This window comes from Halorubrum salipaludis (assembly GCF_002286985.1).
GTDB classification, from domain to species: domain Archaea; phylum Halobacteriota; class Halobacteria; order Halobacteriales; family Haloferacaceae; genus Halorubrum; species Halorubrum salipaludis.
Genome location: NZ_NSKC01000001.1, coordinates 348,882 through 365,861 on the forward strand (window position 1 = coordinate 348,882; position 16,980 = coordinate 365,861).

Here is a 16,980-nt window from a genome sequence, read left to right on the forward strand (position 1 = left end):
GGCGTCGTTCGCGTTGCGAGCGCCCGGGGGTCGGTTCAGTCGTCGGCGGCCGCCGGTCCGGTCGCCTCGGCGGCGCCCGCGTCGGCGACGTCGTCGGGGTCGGGGCCGGTCACGGCGCGGGCGACCTTCTCGATCGGGTGCGGGGGGTTCTCCGCGTCGGCGTCGCGGTCGCCGAGCTGGGAGCGGCAGGACGCGCCGGGCGCGGTGACGGTCTCCCCGTCGCTCTCGTCGACCTGATCGAAGAGGATCCGGCCGATCGCCTTCGAGAGGTCGTAGTGCTCCGACTCGTAGCCGAACGAGCCCGCCATCCCGCAACACGACGAGTCCAGCGGGTCCACGTCGTAGCCGGCGCGCCGGAGCACGCCGACCGCGTGGTGGTCCTTCTTCGTCGCCTTCTGGTTGCAGTGGCCGTGGTAGGTGAGCGACTCCGCAGGCGCGTCGAACGCCAGCCGCTCGTCGACGCGGCCGGCGTCGAGGTACTCCAACACGCCGTACGCCGCCGCCGACACCGCCTCGACCTCCTCGCCGTCCAGCAGGTCGAGGTACTCGTCCTGGAACATCACCGCGTCCGACGGCTCGACGAAGACCACGGACTGGCCCTCGCGGACGCGCGGGGCGAGCCGCTCGACGTTGGTCGCCGCGCGCTCACGAGCGTCGTCCAGAAAGCCCGTCGAGAACGCCGCGCGGCCCGACGGTGCGAGGTCACCGGGAACCTCCACGCGGACGTTCGCGGCCTCCAACACCTCGACCGCCGCTTTGCCGGCCTCCGGGTAGCTGTAGTTGGTGTAGGTGTCGGGGAACAGCGCGACCGTGTCGACCGCCTCCCCGGGGGCGACCGTCGACCCGCCGCGGGCCTCGAACCACTCCTCGAAGCTCTCCGAGCGGAACGTCGGCAGCTCCCGGTCGGGCGCGATCCCCGCGACCGCGTCCATCACCTTCCGGGCGCCCGGGATCTTCGTCGCCGCGTTCGACACCGGCGCGAACGCGCTCCCGAGCGCCGAGAACCGGTCGATGTCGCGGAAGATCCGCTCGCGGAGCCCCGCGCCCTCTTTCTCGTGGTGCTCGTGTTTCACCTCGGCCTTCAGCTTCGCGAGGTCGACGCCGGTCGGACAGTCGCTCTGACACCCCTTACAGCCCACACAGAGCCCGAGCACCTCCTCCTGGAAGCGGTCGGAGTGGATCTCGTCGTCGTCGAGCTCGCCGCTGATCGCGGCGCGGAGCATGTTCGCCCGGCCGCGCGTCGCCTGGATCTCCTCCTCCGAGGCGCGGTAGGTCGGACACATCACGCCCGAGTCGGTCTCTCGGCAGGTGCCACAGCCGTTACAGAGTTCGACGAGGTGTGAGAACCCGCCCTCATCTTCGAAGTCGAGTTCGGTCTGGGGTTCGATCGACTGGTACTGCGGTCCGTAGCGGAGGTTTTCGCGCATGTCCGTGTCGGCGGCGGTGTCCGGGTACCCCCGCTCGGCCGCGGTGTCGCCGTCGACGTACACCACCTTCCCGGGGTTCATCCGCCACTCGGGGTCGAACGTCGACTTCAGCTCTTGGAACGCGCCCCAGAGCGCCTCGCCGTACATCTTGGGGTTGAACTCGGTGCGCGCGAGGCCGTCGCCGTGCTCGCCCGAGAACGCGCCGTGGTGCTCGATCACGAGGTCGGTGACGTCGTCGGCGATCGAGTGCATCTTCTCGACGCCCTCCTCCTCTTTGAGCGACAGAATGGGACGGATGTGGAGCGTTCCCGAGCCGGCGTGCGCGAAGTACGCCGCGGAGGTGTCGTGGGCGTCCAACACGTCCTCGAACTGGCCGACGTACTCGGCGAGCTCCTCGGGCGGGACGGTGGCGTCCTCGATGAACGGATACGGTTTCGGGTCGCCCCGCATGCTCATCAGGAGGGGAATGGCCGCCTTCCGGAGGTTCCAGAGGTCGGCCTGGGCCTCCGGGGTGTACGCCTCCAACACGTCGAAGGCGTCGCCCTCGTCGACGAAGTGGGCGTTCGTGTCCGCGATCGCGGCCTCGAAGTCGTCGACGAGCTCCGAGTCCCACTCCAGCATGAGCGCCGCCGTGGCCCGGTCCGGGATCGGCTCGGCGTACTGGGCGAACTCCTGGGAGTTCGCGGCGAGCGCGAACACCTCGTCGTCCATCAGCTCGACCGCGCTCACCGGGAACTCCAGGGCCTCCGGGACGGCCTTCATCGCGTCGACCAGCGAGTCGAACGTGTACAGCGCGAGCGCCGTCTCCTCGGGGCGGGTGACGAGCGACACCTCCGCCTCGACGATCGTGCCGAGCGTGCCCTCGGCGCCGACGAACAGCTTCGAGAGGTTGATCACCTCCTCGCCGTCGTCGTTCTCGTAGATCACCTTGTGGAGGTTATAGCCCGACACGGAGCGCTTGAGGTTCGGGTACTTCTCGTCGATCTCGGCCTGGTTCTCCTCGACCAGCTTCCGGGCGGTCTCGTAGAGCGCGGCCTCCCGGTCGTCTCTGGAGACGATCTCCTCGTACTCCGGCGAGTCGAGGACGACCTCCCGAGTGTGGATCAGCGAGCCGTCTGCGAGGACGACTTTGAGTTCCTCGGTGTAGGCGTCGGTGATCCCGTACCGCACCGAGTGCGCGCCCGTGGAGTTGTTGCCGATGCCGCCGACGACGGTGGCCCGCGCGGAGGAGGCCGGGTCGGGCGCGAACTTGAGCCCGTCCTCGGCCAACCGGTCGTCGAGGTGGTCCTGGACGACGCCGGGCTGGACCACCGCCCGGCGATCGTCGGGCCGGACCTCGACGATCTCGTCCATGTACGTCGAGAAGTCGAGGACGACACAGCCCGGGCCGACGCTCTGCCCGGCCAGTGAGGAGCCGGTTCCGCGGGGGATGACGGGTACTTCGTGCTCGGCCGCGACCTCCATCGTGGCCTGCACGTCTTCGACCGACCGCGGGATCACGACCCCGGCCGGCCGCGCCTGATAGATGCTCCCGTCGGTGGCGTACAGCACCTGCGCGTACTCGTCGAACTGCACGTCGCCGGCGACGCGATCACGGAGGTCCTCCGCCAGCGCCCGGTACGCGGGCACGTCCGGCCGGTCGTGGCCCAGCGCGGCCGCCGACGTGTCCGGGTCGGGCGTGTCACTCCCCTGCGTGGGCTCTGTTGCCATGACTTTACTCCGGGTCGAAAAGCGAATAAAACCTTTGTTAATGACAGTTCTCGGGCCGGTCGTCGCCGCTCGCCGGGATTTATTGGGTCCGGGTGAGACTTCGGCGCATGGAGATACTCCACACGTGTCTCAACGTCGAGGACGCCGACCGCACCGCAGACTGGTACGTCGAGCAGCTGGGATTCGAGCGCTCGTGGGAGTTCACGACCGCCGACGGCGACACGCGCAACGTGTACGTCGCCGACGACGCCGGCGTCGAGTTCCAGCTGTCCGACACGGACGGCGAGGCGCCGAGCGCTGACGGCGACCGCTACGACCACATCGCCGTCGGCGTCGACGACGTGGACGCGACGTTCGAGGCGATCGACCACCACGGCGTCGTCAAAGAGCCGGGCGATCAGCCCGAGGCCGGGGCGCGAACCGCGTTCGTGAAGGACCCCGACGGGCACGCCGTCGAGCTGATCGAGCCGTTATAAATGGAACAAACGAGCTGCGAGGGATTTCGGGAGTACGTGAATCATTACGATGGGTCGGTCGTTTATAAGTAGAATTGTGGTGTTGCTGGTGGCTATTTATAAGTGATCGACGATGTTGCGGTGAAGAGCTTCAAAGCCCCAGTCGCTGTGGGCGGCGCACGCTCGCTGTCGTTCGAAAGGCGCGAAGCGCCTTTCGTGATGTCGTCAGAACGCTTTGCGTTCTGACTGCTAGCCAGAAATCGGTGATTTCTGGCGATGACGAGAGAGATTTGCTCTCTCGAACCACGCGCTTCAGTCGGTCGCTAGCGTCCCCTCCTTCCAGTGCTTCCGTCGCCTGCGCCGCCCACAGCGACTGCCCCTTTGAGTCCCACCCAACCGCAGACCACAGCCTCACGCCTCCCCAGCCTCGCCGCTCGCTCGGGGCTCCCTTCGGTCGCCCCGTCGCGTCGCGGCGTCCCTCGCGCGTGCTCCTCGGCCGCGAAGCGGCCTCGGAGGCACGCGCCACCGCACCGGTTTATAAACGGTTGTCGCCGTCGGTCACGCCTGTTTAAATACTCTATCACCACCGCCGATCTGCAACACCCACACCCCCTCTCGTTCAGAGCACTCCCGTTCCAAGGCGCGGTCGACGGTAAAAAGTCGGTGTGTCGAAGGGATTCGAGTCGAGCGCTCGACTGGCCGACTACAGGATGCCGGCGGCCTCGGCGGTCTCGACGATGTCCTGGGCCATCTTGTTGGTGGCCTCGTCGACCATCTGGCCGTCGACGCTCACGGCGCCTTTGCCCTCCTCCATCGCTTCGGCGTAGGCGTCGACGATGCGCTTGGCGCGCTCGGCGGTCTCCGGGTCGGGGGCGAAGACCTCGTTACCGATCTCGATCTGCGAGGGGTGGATCGCCCACTTGCCGTCGCAGCCGATCATGTTGGCGTTCTCGGCGGACTCGCGGAACCCTTCGGGGTCCTCGATGTCGGCGTAGGGGCCGTCGAGACACGGGAGCCCGGCCGACTTCGCCGCGGAGTTACACTCTGAGAGGGCGTGGTGCCAGTAGTGGCCCGGATACTCGGGGAACTGGCCGATGTCGAGGCCGGGCGTGCCCATCGCCGCGGAGTAGTCGCCCGGACCGAAGATGATCGACGAGAGCCGGTCGGAGGCGTGCGCGATGTCGTGGACGTTGTGGATCCCCTCGCCGTCCTCGATCTGGGGTTCGAGGCCGATGGCGCCGACCTCCAACCCGTTGTTCTCCTCGACCTGCGCGAGCAGGTTCTCGACCGTGTGCACGTCGCTGGCGGACTTGACCTTCGGAACGATGATGTCGTCGATGAACTCGCCGGCCTCGCCGACGACCGTGATCAGGTCGTCGTACCACCACTTCGTGTCGATCCCGTTCATCCGGAAGCTGAGGACCTTGTCGCTCCAGTCCTCCTCGCGGGCGGCCTTGATCAGGGGTTCGCGCGCGTCCGGCTTCGCGTTCGGCGCCACCGAGTCCTCCAAGTCGAGGAACACCTCGTCGGCGTCGCTGTCGGCCGCCGAGTGCATCATCTTCTCGTCGCTCGCCGGCGTCGCCAACTGCGTCCGCCGCAGTGTAACGTCTGACATGTACGAGTCTATCATGCTTATCCCTGAAGATAAAGATACCTTACGCGGGGGTATTTTCTCTGAGTCGGAATCGAGTAAACGCGAACCGAGAGCGGGCGCGTTTCGCCCCCGCGTTCAGCGGTCCACGCGCCGGACCGCGGCCACGACGAGCAGCGCGAGCAGGAGGGCCCCGACCACTGCGCCGATCGACGTGATCATGACACCGTCGACCAATTGGCCGTCGGTCAGGATTGCTTGCCCGGAGGACGCCGAAGGCGTGGAGGCCAGCTCATCCTGTGCCGCCGCGCCGTCGACAACTCCGCCGGCGGCGACGGCCGTTGCCACTAACACGATCAGCGTGGCCATTCCAAGCACGTGTTTGATGTTCATGAGGTCGCTGTGTCTGTGAAATCGTTTTTGTTTCTACGTCGGAATATGATCACAAGCTCCGGGACCGTTGTAGTATTGTGTCCACTGAAAACGGATCGACCCCTCACAGAACTATTCAGGTAGTTCCTGAAACAATCATAGAGACTCCGCTACGCGAGCCTACGGAGGTTCTGAACCCACATTTTGAAAAACTGTCGGGGTTCGAGGCGGAGCCGTCTCCGGGCGCGTCAGTCGTCGGCCGGGGTCCGCGGTTCGGCGGGAGGTTCGCGCTCCTCGGGTCCGTTCCCCCGGTCGTCGACGGCCTCGGCGTCGGGCGTCTCGTCGAGCCGTTCGTCCGCCTCCTCGGACCGGTGGCGCCGTCGGATCGCCTCGATCGAACGCGCCTCTGTGTAGTGGTGGCACATGACAACAGTTAGCACGGAGTGTCGACTGATAAGCATTGCGCCGATATCGGAGGGAGGACGGCCGCAGAGCGGGGTTACGGCTTCACCAGAACCTTGATCGCTTCGCGTTCGTCCATCATGCGGTACCCCTCGGCGACCTCGTCGAGTCCGATCGTCTCGGTGAAGATCGGCGCGGGATCGAGCGTGCCCTGCAGTACGTCGGCCATCAGCTCCTCGGCGTAGGCGCGGACGGGGGCGACGCCGCCGGCGAGGGTGACGTTGTCGCCGAACATGCCGAACACGTCGAGCCCCTCGTCGTCGACGCCGTAGGGGACGCCGACGTAGCCGACTGTGCCGCCGGGACGGACGGCGTCGATCGCGGTGTTCATCGCGCTCGCGGCGCCGACGCACTCCATCACGTGGTTCGGCCCGCCGTTGGTGAGCTCGCGGATCCGATCGACCGCGGCCTCGCCGCGCTCCGAGACGGTCTCGGTGGCGCCGAACTCCGCGGCGAGGTCGAGCCGGTCCTCGTGGTGGCCCACCGCGACGATCCGCTCGGCGCCGAGCCGGCGGGCCGCGAGGACGCCGCAGAGGCCGACCGCGCCGTCGCCGATCACCGCGACCGTCGAGCCGGCCTCGACGCCCGCGCTCACGGCCGCGTGGTGGCCGGTGCCCATCACGTCGGTCAACGGGAGCAGCGACCGGAGCGCGTCCTCGTCGTCGGCGAACCGGTCGGGGACCCGGACGAGGGTCCCGTCGGCGTGGGTCGACCGGACGTACTCGCCCTGGCCGCCGCCGTTGTCGCCGCCCCACGAGTCGCCGTTCTCGCAGGAGGTGTGGAGCCCCTTCCGACAGAACTCGCACTCGCCACAGGAGATGGCGAAGGGGGCGAGCACGCGGTCGCCGGGGTCGACGGAGGTCACATCGTCACCGACCTCCTCGACGATCCCCATGGGTTCGTGACCGACCGGGGATCCCTCCTCGCGGTCGCTGTCGCCGCGGTAGAACCACAGGTCGGAGCCGCAGATCGCGGTGTGGGTCACGCGGACAATCGCGTCGGTCGGGGCCTCGATCTCGGGGCGTGGTCGCTCTTCGACGCCGATGTCGCCGGGGCCGTTGAAAATGGCTGCGCGCATACGATCGCTACCGACGGGCGGGACAAAAGGACGGGGGTCGCGGCGGGGTCGTGCGGGAACGCGGTAGGGCCGTGCGGGAACGCGGTCCGATCGGTTCGGGTTCCCGCGATCGGATCGAGGGCGCGTCACGCCCGGGCCCGCGTCCCCACGCAGCTACGACAGTCGGACGCGTCCGGTGCGTTCACCCCGCGACGGGACCTGATACCGGGCTCGGAGCCGCGCTCCGACGGCGCGGTCCGACACCAGAGTTATGTCGTCTGACCAATAGGTGGAGTGTATGCTGGGAGGATCGGTGTTGTCGGAACCGTACCTGGGGAGTACGATCCCCCAATATCTCCTGTTTTTCGCGATCCTCGGGGTGGGGGCGCTGCTGGGTCGGTCGCTGGGGTTCGTCTACCGCCGCCGGCTGAAGGCGAAGACCGAGGCGACCGAGACCGAGATCGACGACATCATCGCCCACGCGCTCGGGCGGCCAGTCGTCCTCCTGGGAGTGGTGCTGGCCGCCGCGGTCGGCCGAGAGGTGTTGACGCCGGTCGAACCGCTCCGGTCGGTGGTGAACGCGTCGGTCGAGATTCCCGCCATCGCGGCCATGGCCTGGGTCGCCGTCCGGCTCACCGACGGCCTCATCGAGACGTACATGGTGGAGTACGCCGAGCGGACCGAGTCCAAGCTCGACGACGAGCTCGTGCCCATCGTCAGCCGGGTCACCAACATCGCCATCGTCTCCATCGCCCTCGTGGTCATGCTGGACACGATCGGCTACGACGTGACGACCGTCATCGCCTCCATCGGCGTCGGCGGCGTGGCGCTCGCGTTCGCCTCCCGAAAGACCGCCGCGGACATCTTCGGCGGGGCGCACATCCTCACCACCAAGCCGTTCCTCGTCGACGACACCGTCGCCGTCGGCGACGTCGAGGGGACCGTCGAGGAGATCGGCCTCCGGTCGACCCAGATACGCGACTTCGACGGGCGGATCGTCACGGTCCCGAACGCCACCATCGCCGACGCCGAGGTGACGAACATCTCCTCGGAGCCGACCCGGCGGACCGTGACGTATCTCCGCCTGACCTACGAGACGACCCCCGAGGAGATGGACGCGGCCCTCGATCTGATCACCGAGACGATAAACGCCGTCGACGGCGTCGACACCGAGCAGACCGGCGCCTGGTTCTGGGGGTACGAGGACGCCGCGCTGCGCGTTCGGGTCGAATACCACATCGCGGACCGCGAGCGCTGGAAGGAGGTACGGGACGCCGTCAACCGCGACCTCCAGGCGGCGCTCGACGAGGCGGGCGTCGAGATGGGGCTGCCGACCAGGGCCGTTCGGTTCGAGGGCGACGAGGGAGGCCCCCTCGACGTGGGCGTCGGATCAGACGGGTGAGCGTCTCGCCGCGAGTCCCGAATCGGACGGCTGAGCCTCTCGACGTGGGTCCCGGTCTGGGCTCGCGCGGCGGGAGACGCGACTCAGTCGGCGCCGACCGCCGGCTCGTACTCGGAGACCGGCTCGCCGTCGATCCGGGTGAAGAGGGTCGCCAGCGCCGGCCCCGAGACGTTGTGCCAGACGCTGAACAGCGCGGGGATCAGCGCCGCGATGGGGTCGAAGAAGGCCGTGGCGAGCGCGACGGCGAGCCCGCTGTTCTGGAGGCCGACCTCGAAGGCGCACGCCCGCGCCCGGTCCTCGGCCATCCCGGTCAGCTTCCCGACCCCGTAGCCGGCGCCGAGGCCGAGCCCGTTGTGCAGCACGACGGCGACGACGACCAGCGCGCCGGCGGTGAGGATGTTCTCGACGTTGAGGCCGACGACCGCGGCCACGATGGCGACGATGGCGACGACGCTGACCGCGGGGAACACCGAGAGCCCGACCTTCGCCACGGTCGGCGCGTAGCGGTCGAGCAGGAGCCGGAGCGCGAGCCCCGCCACGACTGGCACTAAGACGACCCAGACGATCGTCTCGGAGAGCTGCGCGAAGGTGACGGAGATCTGCTCGCCCGCCAGGGCGACGATCCACGCCGGCATCACGAGCGGGGCGGCGATCGTGGTGACGGTCGTGATCGTCACCGACAGCGCCACGTCGCCGCGGCCGAGGTACGTCATCACGTTCGAGGCGGTGCCGCCCGGCGCCGCACCGACGAGGATCAGCCCGATCCCGACCTCCCACGGGAGCCCGAGCGCGACGACGAGCGCGTACGCGAGCGTCGGCATCACGAGCCACTGCGCCGCCGCGCCGATGGCGACGTCGCGCGGGCGCTCGACGATGCGCTTGAAGTCGTCGGGCGTGAGCGTCAGTCCCATCCCGAGCATGATGATCCCCAGGAGGGGCGTGATGAACTCGGCGATCGGTGTGAACGCCGTCGGCGCGTACAGCGCGGCCGCGGAGGCGACGAGGACCCAGAGGACGAAGTACTTGCTCGTGACCTGTCCAACCCGTTCGAGCCGGTCCAGCGTGCTCATCTCGTCCGCGTTCGCCCGAGCCGTTGAAAGGGCCTGTAGTTCGGGCAACGTTCTCCGTCTGTCTCTCAGCGGGGATCGTCGCCTTCGGTGTCGCCGTCGGCTTCCGCAAGCGCGTCGCCCTCGGGCACGCCTTCCGTCCCCTCGACGCGCTCGAACCGGAGCCGGACCACCTGCCCCGCTCCGGTCGACTCGAACGCGAGGTCGGCGTCGGAGCGGTCGACGACCCACTGCACGAGCCACAGGCCCAGCCCGTCCGTGTGGCGCATCGACGTCTCGTAGCCGCGGCGGATCGTCTCGACCGTCTCATCGGGGATCCCCGGGCCGTCGTCGGCGACGCGGAGCGCGGCGCCGCCGCCGACGCGGCGGACCGAGACCGAGACCCGCCGCGCGTCGCCCTCGTTGTGCACCACGGCGTTCTCGATCACCTCCGAGACGACGACCTCGGTGAGGGGATGCGCCCGGACCCGACAGACCTCCGCGGCGGGCGCGTCGAACGCCGCGTCCGGGTGTTCGGCACGCAGTCGCTCGATCACGCCGTCGACGACCTCGACCAGGTCCACGACCGCCTCGACCCCCTCGTCGGCGCCGTCGTCGCCGATCACTGCGCCGATGTGACGGGCGTGGTCGCTCACGGACAGCAGCCGGTCGACGTTCTCTTCGACGACGGCGGCGTTCTCGTCGCCGCCGTCGGCGCGCTCGCGGAGCATCTCGACCCGTCCGCTGACGACCGTCATCGCGTTCCGGATGTTGTGTCGGAGCACGCGGTTCAACACGGTGAGCTGGGCGTTCGAGCGTTCGAGCTGGTCCTGCGTGCGCTGCTGTCGCGCGTCGGTCAGCCCGAACGCGAGCCCGAACACCGACCCGACCGACGCCGCGCCGGCGATGGCGACGAGCAGCCCCTCCGGCGGCGGCCCCTGACTCGTCTCGTAGGCGACGAAAAGCAGCGCGACCGCGGCGAGCGTCAGCGCGCCGAGCGCGCTCCAACCGGTGATACGGAGAGTGTACGTCGGCGAGAGGGGAGACCGGGCGACCGGCACCGTCGCGGCGACGACGAGCGCGCTACACGCGATCGGGACGAGCGCCCCGCTCACGATCGCGACCGGGTCGCTCATCGCCGACAGCGAGGTCAGGTGGTGTCCGAGGGGAACGAGGCCGACGGCCGCGAGCAGCCCCAGCTCGGCGGCGGTCCGGATCCGTGTCGTCCGCATCTGTTGGTCGGTCGCCGTCGGCGGGATTTAACGGTTCGCGGCTCGGTATCAACTCGGAGAACTCCGTGGCGACGGGCGGCTGATCGGAGCCGCGCCTCGACGAAGCGGGACGCGGCCGGAGTCGCCCTTGCCGGTATCGGCGACACGCCGTCGCTTCGCCGATCCGCCCTCGAAGCGCGGCCGACGGCTCGCTCGCTCCGCCGCTACCGCGGTCGCTCGCGCCGCTGTCGGAGCGCTGGCCGCCGACAGTCCGATTCGCGTCGACGGGCGGAAGACGGGTTTGGGGAGACCGCCGCGTCACAGATCGCTTCAACTGTGGTCCGTAACGGAGGCGTTTCCCCCGCGGATTCACACCCGTCGATATGGCCAGCCTCATCGGATCACTGTGGCGTCGGTATCGGTCGGTACCGCTCATCTACCGCATCGCGGTCGCGTTCCTCCTCGGATCACTCGCCGGTGCGGTCTTCGGGGAACGGATGGCGGTCGTCGAGCCGTTCGGCGACCTCTTCTTGCGGCTGCTCAACATGCTCGTCGTCCCGATCATCGTCTTCACGCTTTTGACCGGGATCAGACAGCTCTCGCCGGCGAAGCTCGGGAAGATCGGCGGCGCGACCGTCGGGCTCTACGCCGCGACGACGACGATCGCCGGCGTGATCGGGCTCGCGGTCGCGAACCTGCTCCAGCCCGGGCGCGGCGTGGAGTTCACGGGCGGCGAGGCGCAGTCGCAGGCGCCGCCGTCGCTGACCGAGGTCGTCCTCGGGATCGTTCCGAGCAACCCGGTGGCCGCGATGGCCGACGGGAACCTGCTCGCGACCGTCTTCTTCGTGATCGTGTTCGGCATCGCGCTCACCTACGTCCGGGCGCAGCAGCCGGAGCTCGGAGAGCGGGTCGACGGCATCTTCGCGGCGTTCGAGACGGGCGCCGAGGCGATGTTCGTCGTCGTCCGCGGCGTGTTGGAGTACGGGGTCGTCGGCGTGTTCGCGCTCATGGCGGTCGGCATCGGCACCGAGGGCGTCGGCGTGTTCTCCTCGCTCGGCGAGCTCGTGTTGGCGGTCGCCGTCGCGGTGGTCGTCCACATCGCGTTCACGTACCTGTTCGTGCTCATGCGCGTCGTGGTCGGCGTCTCCCCGATCGCGTTCCTCAAGGGCGCGAAGGACGCGATGCTCACCGCGTTCGCGACGCGCTCCTCCAGCGGGACGCTCCCCGTGACGATGACGAACGCCGAGGAGGACCTCCGGATCGAAGAGCGGGTGTACTCGTTCGCGCTCCCCGTCGGCGCCACCGCCAACATGGACGGCGCCGCGATCCGACAGGCGATCACCGTGATGTTCGCGGCCAACGCCGTGGGCCAGCCCCTCGCGATCACCGAGCAGCTCCTCGTGCTGGTCGTGGCCGTGCTGATCAGCATCGGGACCGCCGGCGTCCCGGGCGCCGGGCTCGTCATGCTGACCGTCGTGTTGAGTCAGGTCGGCCTGCCGCTCGCGGTCGTCGGCTTCGTCGCCGGCGTCGACCCCATCCTCGGGCGCATCGCGACGATGAACAACGTCACCGGCGACCTGGCGGTCGCGACCGTGGTCGGCAAGTGGAACGACGCCGTGGACTTCGACGACGGCGTATGGAGTCACTAGCGCCGGGAACCGTCGGACGCTGCCGCCGTCGCCGTCGTTTTACGTACTAAAAGGACGGTAACAGGTCCGAAGATGAATAGTTAAAATACGGCGCTGACTGAGCTGTGATGTGATAATTGAGGAGTCAGATCGCGGTCTTGAGGGTGATTAACGTCTGATTAAGAGTTTCTGAGTAATCTCTATAGCTACAGTAGAGTTTCAATTGGAACTAGTAAAGTCAGAAAGCGACATATCCTGACTTGACGAACCACCTACGTCGTCTGATAGAGTTTCCTCGATGGGATCCGTAGCTAGTCGTTTCCTTATTGAGAGAACAACATCTAAATTGTATTTCGTAAATGTATATTCCGACTCACCTTGTTTGACTCGACAAGCATTGATTTTGCGTAGGTATTCCAGTACACGATGTCCTAGATCTGTCTCAATTTCCCTTCCAAAATGGTCCCCCACAGTTGATCCGCGTAACTTGATACCAGTCTCACTCAGGTCACTACCCGCAACGATTTCCTCACAAATTGCAACTGTAAGTGACTCTGGATATACTGTACGTGGTAGATGTACGAATTTTCCAGTTCTATTAGGAATAGAGATGCCTTGACTTAGTATTTGATCAATTTTACTGTCATGTATACCACCATTCTCCTTAATTAACTTTCCTCCCGGAGATGCCGTAATAATTGAGCCTTCTGTTTTTAGATCGTCTAGCCTTTCTTGTAATTCGGGGCCTCCAGATAGATGAGATTCGTATTGTCTTTTTGACATTACGTAACAGGAGTCGAAGTTATCCAATTCATTTTTACTGTAGCCAGAACTTGACAGATCACATCGATCAAGGTAATTCTCGACAGATTCTCGATCTAAATTGTTGTATTTACTAAGCCGTGTTACCGTATCTGCAGTAATTCTTCCGGGTTTTACTATATCCACAAATATGAGATTGTTATTATCATACAGAGTGAATGGTGGTTGACATCGGACACCTTTCTTTCTATTCTCAGCGATAGTAAATTCACCAGGGACACGATATCCGTAATCCACTAGTCCCTGATCAACTTCTCCGTGGACGGCTGAGTAGAATAAGTTGTGTATTTTTAAATACGCCTCCTGTTGTTCCCACTCCATTATTATGCCCTCAGTTGTGCACTTTCTTTTTCAAATCCGTACGTGGAATTGAAGTCTGTGTCTAGTATATTATAAAATTCCCTGAAACTAGAACTGGTAGTATTAGATTTTGCATAAACTCGGATGTTCTGTCCCGATATGATTATTTCAAATGATTCACCATGTTCTCGGTCATACACAAGGAAATTGCATTTTTGTAGTTTGGAATAAGAATATCTATCCTTGTAGTCGAAGATCTCTCTTTCGAGATCTTCTGCAACTGCTTGCTCGCCCGGATAGTTTTTTCCGGGCATTTGCTCCTCAAAATGCCATATAGTTACCCCTTCCATTACGCTGCCCTGATCAAGGGTTCTTAATTCGTCAGGTAGCCCACCATCTGGTTGTTTTTCACTATCATCAACCTCAAACTCGTCTAAATCAAGTTGAGAAATGAAATACCTCTCTCCCGGTTTAATTCGTTCTGGACGATGGTCTACATTGAACTTCTCTTGGTCAACCTGTTCATAACTAGACATTACGTCCTTAATAGTAGATACACCCACATCCTCGGAACCAGACCTAACTTGTGGAACAGAAGCATACCCATCTTGGCGTATCGCAGCATCGACTACGTTGCTTGTAGAATTGGTCGCGCCACCGTCTTGTCTGATAGGATTCTGACTTGAATCATCCAGATCGGCTTCTTGACCAAATTCAATCCTCTTTGGCCGAGCACTAAATTCCGATTCAACATTTTCGAGGTGCTTCTCTGTTCCACCGTGAACTTGTACACTTACTCTTTCCTCTTTGTAAAATGGTTTATATTTAGCAGTGAATCCGGTTAAGTTCCTATTTGAGGTATTGTCAACGATTCCTTCTAAGTCGTCAGAGGTTATGAAGAGTCTCTCTAGTGTATCAAAATATTGAATCAACTTTTCAACTGTTTTTTTGCTCCATTTACGCCTAATTGCCGTTAAGAATTTTGTATATCCACCAGAATCTACGATTAGAAAGTCGTCTTTTCTCTCATATTTCGGGGTTTTTATTATCAGATGTGCACAATCCTCGTTCAGAATAGAGATGTCAAAGTGGTGTTCCTCAAAGAAGTCACGAGGCCTTTGATTTGTATCATCACTCGTAAGTATATCATCGATTATATCCGGCAGATCTGATGAGGAAAATCCATTATTTTTTGCAACGAAGAGCTTAAGCTCCGTAGTTGATTTTTTTCCGGTCTTCGCTTCTTTTGCGAGGTCTTGATCTGTCTTTGAAACATGAGCAATAAATTGCTCATACAGATCATCGTTGTCTGGGTCTTCTAGATGATCGAATTTCATGATTACAATTACGGCTAGTTATTAAATATAATACAGTCAAGATTCAATAATCTTTCCCTAGTTATCACAAGAGACTATCTCATGCTTTTCATGTATTCTATAACCTCACTCCCATGGTCAGGGATGGTGTGAAGCATTGGTGGCCGATCGAGCTTATCCAGGTCACCTTTCAATCCAGTAAGCGGAATCTCTTCCTCATTACCGACAGAAGTTTTATATTTCAATATTATTGATATTTTAATGTCAGTGATTCCGTTATCTTCCAGATTATTTAGTGCCGTATGCATCAACCTTTCATCATATTTGTTAGAAGTGAGAAATTCAGGAAGGCAGGTAGTTCGGTAATTCAGTTTTGGGTCACAGACAAACCGTGTGGTTTCTCCTGAAGAGGGTGTCAGTGCGCCTCCCGTACCAACGGGCCACCAAGATCCTTCATCTTCACGTGTTAACGGGACTTCACATGACTGGATTATAGAGCCTGTTCTCAGATCTGTGTCGTAGGAGATGCCGAACAAAATTCGCAAATCCCGTGCTGCTGCGTTTCCGTTGTTCACTATATCTAGATATAGTCGATTTTTATCCTTTGGCTGGGGGGTATTATCTTCTAGCTCATGACCATATTTCAGATCTGAAACACCCAAGATCGGAGTAAACCCGGCATTCATGAGATTTTCTTGCCTAGACATTATTTTTCTTTGTAGATTTTGTGACTGAAACTGTAAGATGTAAGCAAATAATAATAGACCAGATATGATCACAGACAATGACGATTGGTTTTCGTCTGCTGTGGCCAGCACAGCCGTAACAAAGATATCGCCACCATAAAATACAATATCAGATAATGATAAAATAAGGATCAAAATCCCCGAGGCTGGCAGTATATATACACCGATCAAACGGGCGATATCTCGTAACGAAGACATTATTTTAGTGTTAATATATTCATACATATTACCACCGTTTTACATCAAGATTATGATCAGATAATCTATTTTCAAACTTCTCACGGAGCTGTTCGTCGCCGTGCTGGTGTTGCCGGCGCTGCTCGTCATCGCGGCGACCGCGCTCACGGTCGTCGTCCCCGAGCTCCTCCCGCCGGTCGACACCCCGGTCGGCGTGGTGCCGACGCGGGCGGTCGTGCTCTACGGCGCCGTCGCCTTCCTCGTCGCCATCGGCCTCGCCGGCGCCGTCGCGGTCGGCACGCTCCGGCCGCCGAGCCAGCGCGCGAGCTACGACCTGCCGGCGACGCCCCGCGGAATCGTCGCCTCCGCCGGGCGCAACCCGGCGAGCGCCGCGGTCGTCTGCGCGCCCCCAGCGGCGGCGCTCGCCGCCGGGCTCGCGGTCGCGGGGTACACCCTCGTCAACGTGGGGCTCCTCTCGTACGCGGCGTTCGCGGTGCCCGTCGGCGCCGTCGCGGGGAGGCGCACGCGGATCGACGACGCGAAGGACCGCGAGCTGGCCGACTTCGTCCACGCCGTCTCGGGCCACGTCGCGCAGGGGCGGCCCTTCCCCGCGGCGGTCGAGGCGGTCGCGCGCGACGCGGACCTCGGCGTCCTCGACGACGACGTGGCCGACCTCGCGTTCGCGCTCCGGTCGACGACGGCGGCGGAGCGGTCCGGCGGAGAGACCGAGGGCGCGGCGGACGTTCGCGCCGCCGCGATCGACCGGTTCGTCGACCGGGTCGGGACCCCGCTGGCAGAAGGGACGCTCGGGCTCGTCACCGACGCGCTCAACGCCGGGAACGACGCCGACGCCGTCTTCGAGACGCTCCGGATCGAGGTGGGGCGGCTCTACAGCGAGCAGCGCGCGCTCCGCTCGTCGATGCACCCGTACGTCGCGGTCGGCTGGGCGGCGGCCGCGCTGGTCGCGGCGGTCGTCGCCGTCGTCAACACGCAGGTGATCGACGCCGCGCGGCTCGCCTCCCTCGCGGGCGCCACCGACCTCGTGACCGAGCCGGAGACCGTGCTCCCCGACCTCGAACGGTTCCGGCTGTACGCCGTCACGCAGGCGACGATGCTCGCGTCGGGGTGGTTCGCCGGCACCGCCTCCCGGGGGCGCTACGCCGCGCTGTTCCACTCCGGGCTGCTCGTGGCGATCTGCTACGCGGTGTTCACCGTCGGCGGGCTGGCGTAGGGGGAGCCTTCAACGCCGGTCCGGAAC

13 protein-coding genes and 1 pseudogene are annotated in these 16,980 nt (G+C 63.5%); 4 read left to right on the top strand and 10 right to left on the bottom strand.

Annotated features, from left to right (window positions below):
- Positions 1–35 precede the first annotated feature (35 nt).
- A complete protein-coding gene (locus tag CK500_RS01630; protein WP_095635512.1) occupies positions 36–3,137 on the bottom strand; it encodes an FAD-binding and (Fe-S)-binding domain-containing protein in 3,102 nt (1,033 codons plus the stop codon).
- Between the two features lie 107 nt (positions 3,138–3,244).
- Between CK500_RS01630 and CK500_RS01635 the strand changes: the two genes are divergently transcribed.
- Positions 3,245–3,613, top strand: coding sequence for a VOC family protein (locus tag CK500_RS01635; protein WP_095635513.1), 369 nt, complete (start codon positions 3,245–3,247; stop codon positions 3,611–3,613).
- A gap of 682 nt (positions 3,614–4,295) precedes the next feature.
- Here CK500_RS01635 and CK500_RS01640 read toward each other — a convergent pair.
- The 4 genes from CK500_RS01640 to CK500_RS01650 all read right to left on the bottom strand — a co-directional run bounded on the left by CK500_RS01640 (position 4,296) and on the right by CK500_RS01650 (position 7,095).
- Entirely contained in the window at positions 4,296–5,207 is a 912-nt protein-coding gene (locus CK500_RS01640) for an HpcH/HpaI aldolase/citrate lyase family protein (RefSeq protein WP_095635514.1), read from the bottom strand.
- Between the two features lie 114 nt (positions 5,208–5,321).
- On the bottom strand, positions 5,322–5,576 hold the full coding sequence (locus CK500_RS01645; RefSeq protein WP_095635515.1) for a hypothetical protein: 255 nt from the start codon (positions 5,574–5,576) through the stop codon (positions 5,322–5,324).
- A 227-nt stretch (positions 5,577–5,803) separates the two neighbouring features.
- Complete coding sequence (locus CK500_RS17280; protein WP_198951479.1) at positions 5,804–5,980, bottom strand: hypothetical protein; 177 nt, start codon at positions 5,978–5,980, stop codon at positions 5,804–5,806.
- A 74-nt stretch (positions 5,981–6,054) separates the two neighbouring features.
- Complete coding sequence (locus tag CK500_RS01650; protein WP_095635516.1) at positions 6,055–7,095, bottom strand: zinc-dependent alcohol dehydrogenase family protein; 1,041 nt, start codon at positions 7,093–7,095, stop codon at positions 6,055–6,057.
- A 277-nt stretch (positions 7,096–7,372) separates the two neighbouring features.
- Between CK500_RS01650 and CK500_RS01655 the strand changes: the two genes are divergently transcribed.
- Positions 7,373–8,476, top strand: a complete 1,104-nt coding sequence (locus tag CK500_RS01655) for a mechanosensitive ion channel family protein (protein ID WP_095635517.1) — start codon at positions 7,373–7,375, stop codon at positions 8,474–8,476.
- 83 nt (positions 8,477–8,559) lie between these two features.
- Here CK500_RS01655 and CK500_RS01660 read toward each other — a convergent pair whose 3' ends face one another.
- A complete protein-coding gene (locus CK500_RS01660; RefSeq protein ID WP_095635518.1) occupies positions 8,560–9,546 on the bottom strand; it encodes a bile acid:sodium symporter family protein in 987 nt (328 codons plus the stop codon).
- 65 nt (positions 9,547–9,611) lie between these two features.
- On the bottom strand, positions 9,612–10,754 hold the full coding sequence (locus CK500_RS01665; protein WP_095635519.1) for a sensor histidine kinase: 1,143 nt from the start codon (positions 10,752–10,754) through the stop codon (positions 9,612–9,614).
- A 362-nt stretch (positions 10,755–11,116) separates the two neighbouring features.
- On the opposite strand from CK500_RS01665, the gene CK500_RS01670 reads away from it, so the two are divergent.
- Positions 11,117–12,382, top strand: coding sequence for a dicarboxylate/amino acid:cation symporter (locus CK500_RS01670; protein WP_095635520.1), 1,266 nt, complete (start codon positions 11,117–11,119; stop codon positions 12,380–12,382).
- Positions 12,383–12,580: 198 nt separating this feature from the next.
- Here CK500_RS01670 and CK500_RS16730 read toward each other — a convergent pair whose 3' ends face one another.
- The 3 genes from CK500_RS16730 to CK500_RS16740 all read right to left on the bottom strand — a co-directional run bounded on the left by CK500_RS16730 (position 12,581) and on the right by CK500_RS16740 (position 15,770).
- Complete coding sequence (locus CK500_RS16730; protein WP_144049506.1) at positions 12,581–13,504, bottom strand: hypothetical protein; 924 nt, start codon at positions 13,502–13,504, stop codon at positions 12,581–12,583.
- A gap of 2 nt (positions 13,505–13,506) precedes the next feature.
- On the bottom strand, positions 13,507–14,820 hold the full coding sequence (locus CK500_RS16735) for a hypothetical protein (protein ID WP_144049507.1): 1,314 nt from the start codon (positions 14,818–14,820) through the stop codon (positions 13,507–13,509).
- A 74-nt stretch (positions 14,821–14,894) separates the two neighbouring features.
- Positions 14,895–15,770 (bottom strand): hypothetical protein, encoded by an 876-nt coding sequence (locus tag CK500_RS16740; protein WP_144049508.1) that lies wholly within the window; start codon positions 15,768–15,770, stop codon positions 14,895–14,897.
- 46 nt (positions 15,771–15,816) lie between these two features.
- On the opposite strand from CK500_RS16740, the pseudogene CK500_RS01675 reads away from it, so the two are divergent.
- Positions 15,817–16,953 (top strand): annotated as a pseudogene (locus CK500_RS01675) (type II secretion system F family protein); the annotation flags it as partial.
- Positions 16,954–16,980 lie beyond the last annotated feature (27 nt).

What these genes read in the sequence shown, in the direction of transcription:
- CK500_RS01665 (WP_095635519.1), bottom strand. Translation starts at nt 10,754, where the DNA reads ATGCGGACGACACGGATCCGGACCGCCGCCGAGCTGGGGCTGCTCGCG.
- CK500_RS01630 (WP_095635512.1), bottom strand. Translation starts at nt 3,137, where the DNA reads ATGGCAACAGAGCCCACGCAGGGGAGTGACACGCCCGACCCGGACACG.
- CK500_RS01670 (WP_095635520.1), top strand. Translation starts at nt 11,117, where the DNA reads ATGGCCAGCCTCATCGGATCACTGTGGCGTCGGTATCGGTCGGTACCG.
- CK500_RS01635 (WP_095635513.1), top strand. Translation starts at nt 3,245, where the DNA reads ATGGAGATACTCCACACGTGTCTCAACGTCGAGGACGCCGACCGCACC.
- CK500_RS01660 (WP_095635518.1), bottom strand. Translation starts at nt 9,546, where the DNA reads ATGAGCACGCTGGACCGGCTCGAACGGGTTGGACAGGTCACGAGCAAG.
- CK500_RS01655 (WP_095635517.1), top strand. Translation starts at nt 7,373, where the DNA reads ATGCTGGGAGGATCGGTGTTGTCGGAACCGTACCTGGGGAGTACGATC.
- CK500_RS01640 (WP_095635514.1), bottom strand. Translation starts at nt 5,207, where the DNA reads ATGTCAGACGTTACACTGCGGCGGACGCAGTTGGCGACGCCGGCGAGC.
- CK500_RS16730 (WP_144049506.1), bottom strand. Translation starts at nt 13,504, where the DNA reads ATGGAGTGGGAACAACAGGAGGCGTATTTAAAAATACACAACTTATTC.
- CK500_RS17280 (WP_198951479.1), bottom strand. Translation starts at nt 5,980, where the DNA reads ATGTGCCACCACTACACAGAGGCGCGTTCGATCGAGGCGATCCGACGG.
- CK500_RS01650 (WP_095635516.1), bottom strand. Translation starts at nt 7,095, where the DNA reads ATGCGCGCAGCCATTTTCAACGGCCCCGGCGACATCGGCGTCGAAGAG.
- CK500_RS16740 (WP_144049508.1), bottom strand. Translation starts at nt 15,770, where the DNA reads ATGTATGAATATATTAACACTAAAATAATGTCTTCGTTACGAGATATC.
- CK500_RS01645 (WP_095635515.1), bottom strand. Translation starts at nt 5,576, where the DNA reads ATGAACATCAAACACGTGCTTGGAATGGCCACGCTGATCGTGTTAGTG.
- CK500_RS16735 (WP_144049507.1), bottom strand. Translation starts at nt 14,820, where the DNA reads ATGAAATTCGATCATCTAGAAGACCCAGACAACGATGATCTGTATGAG.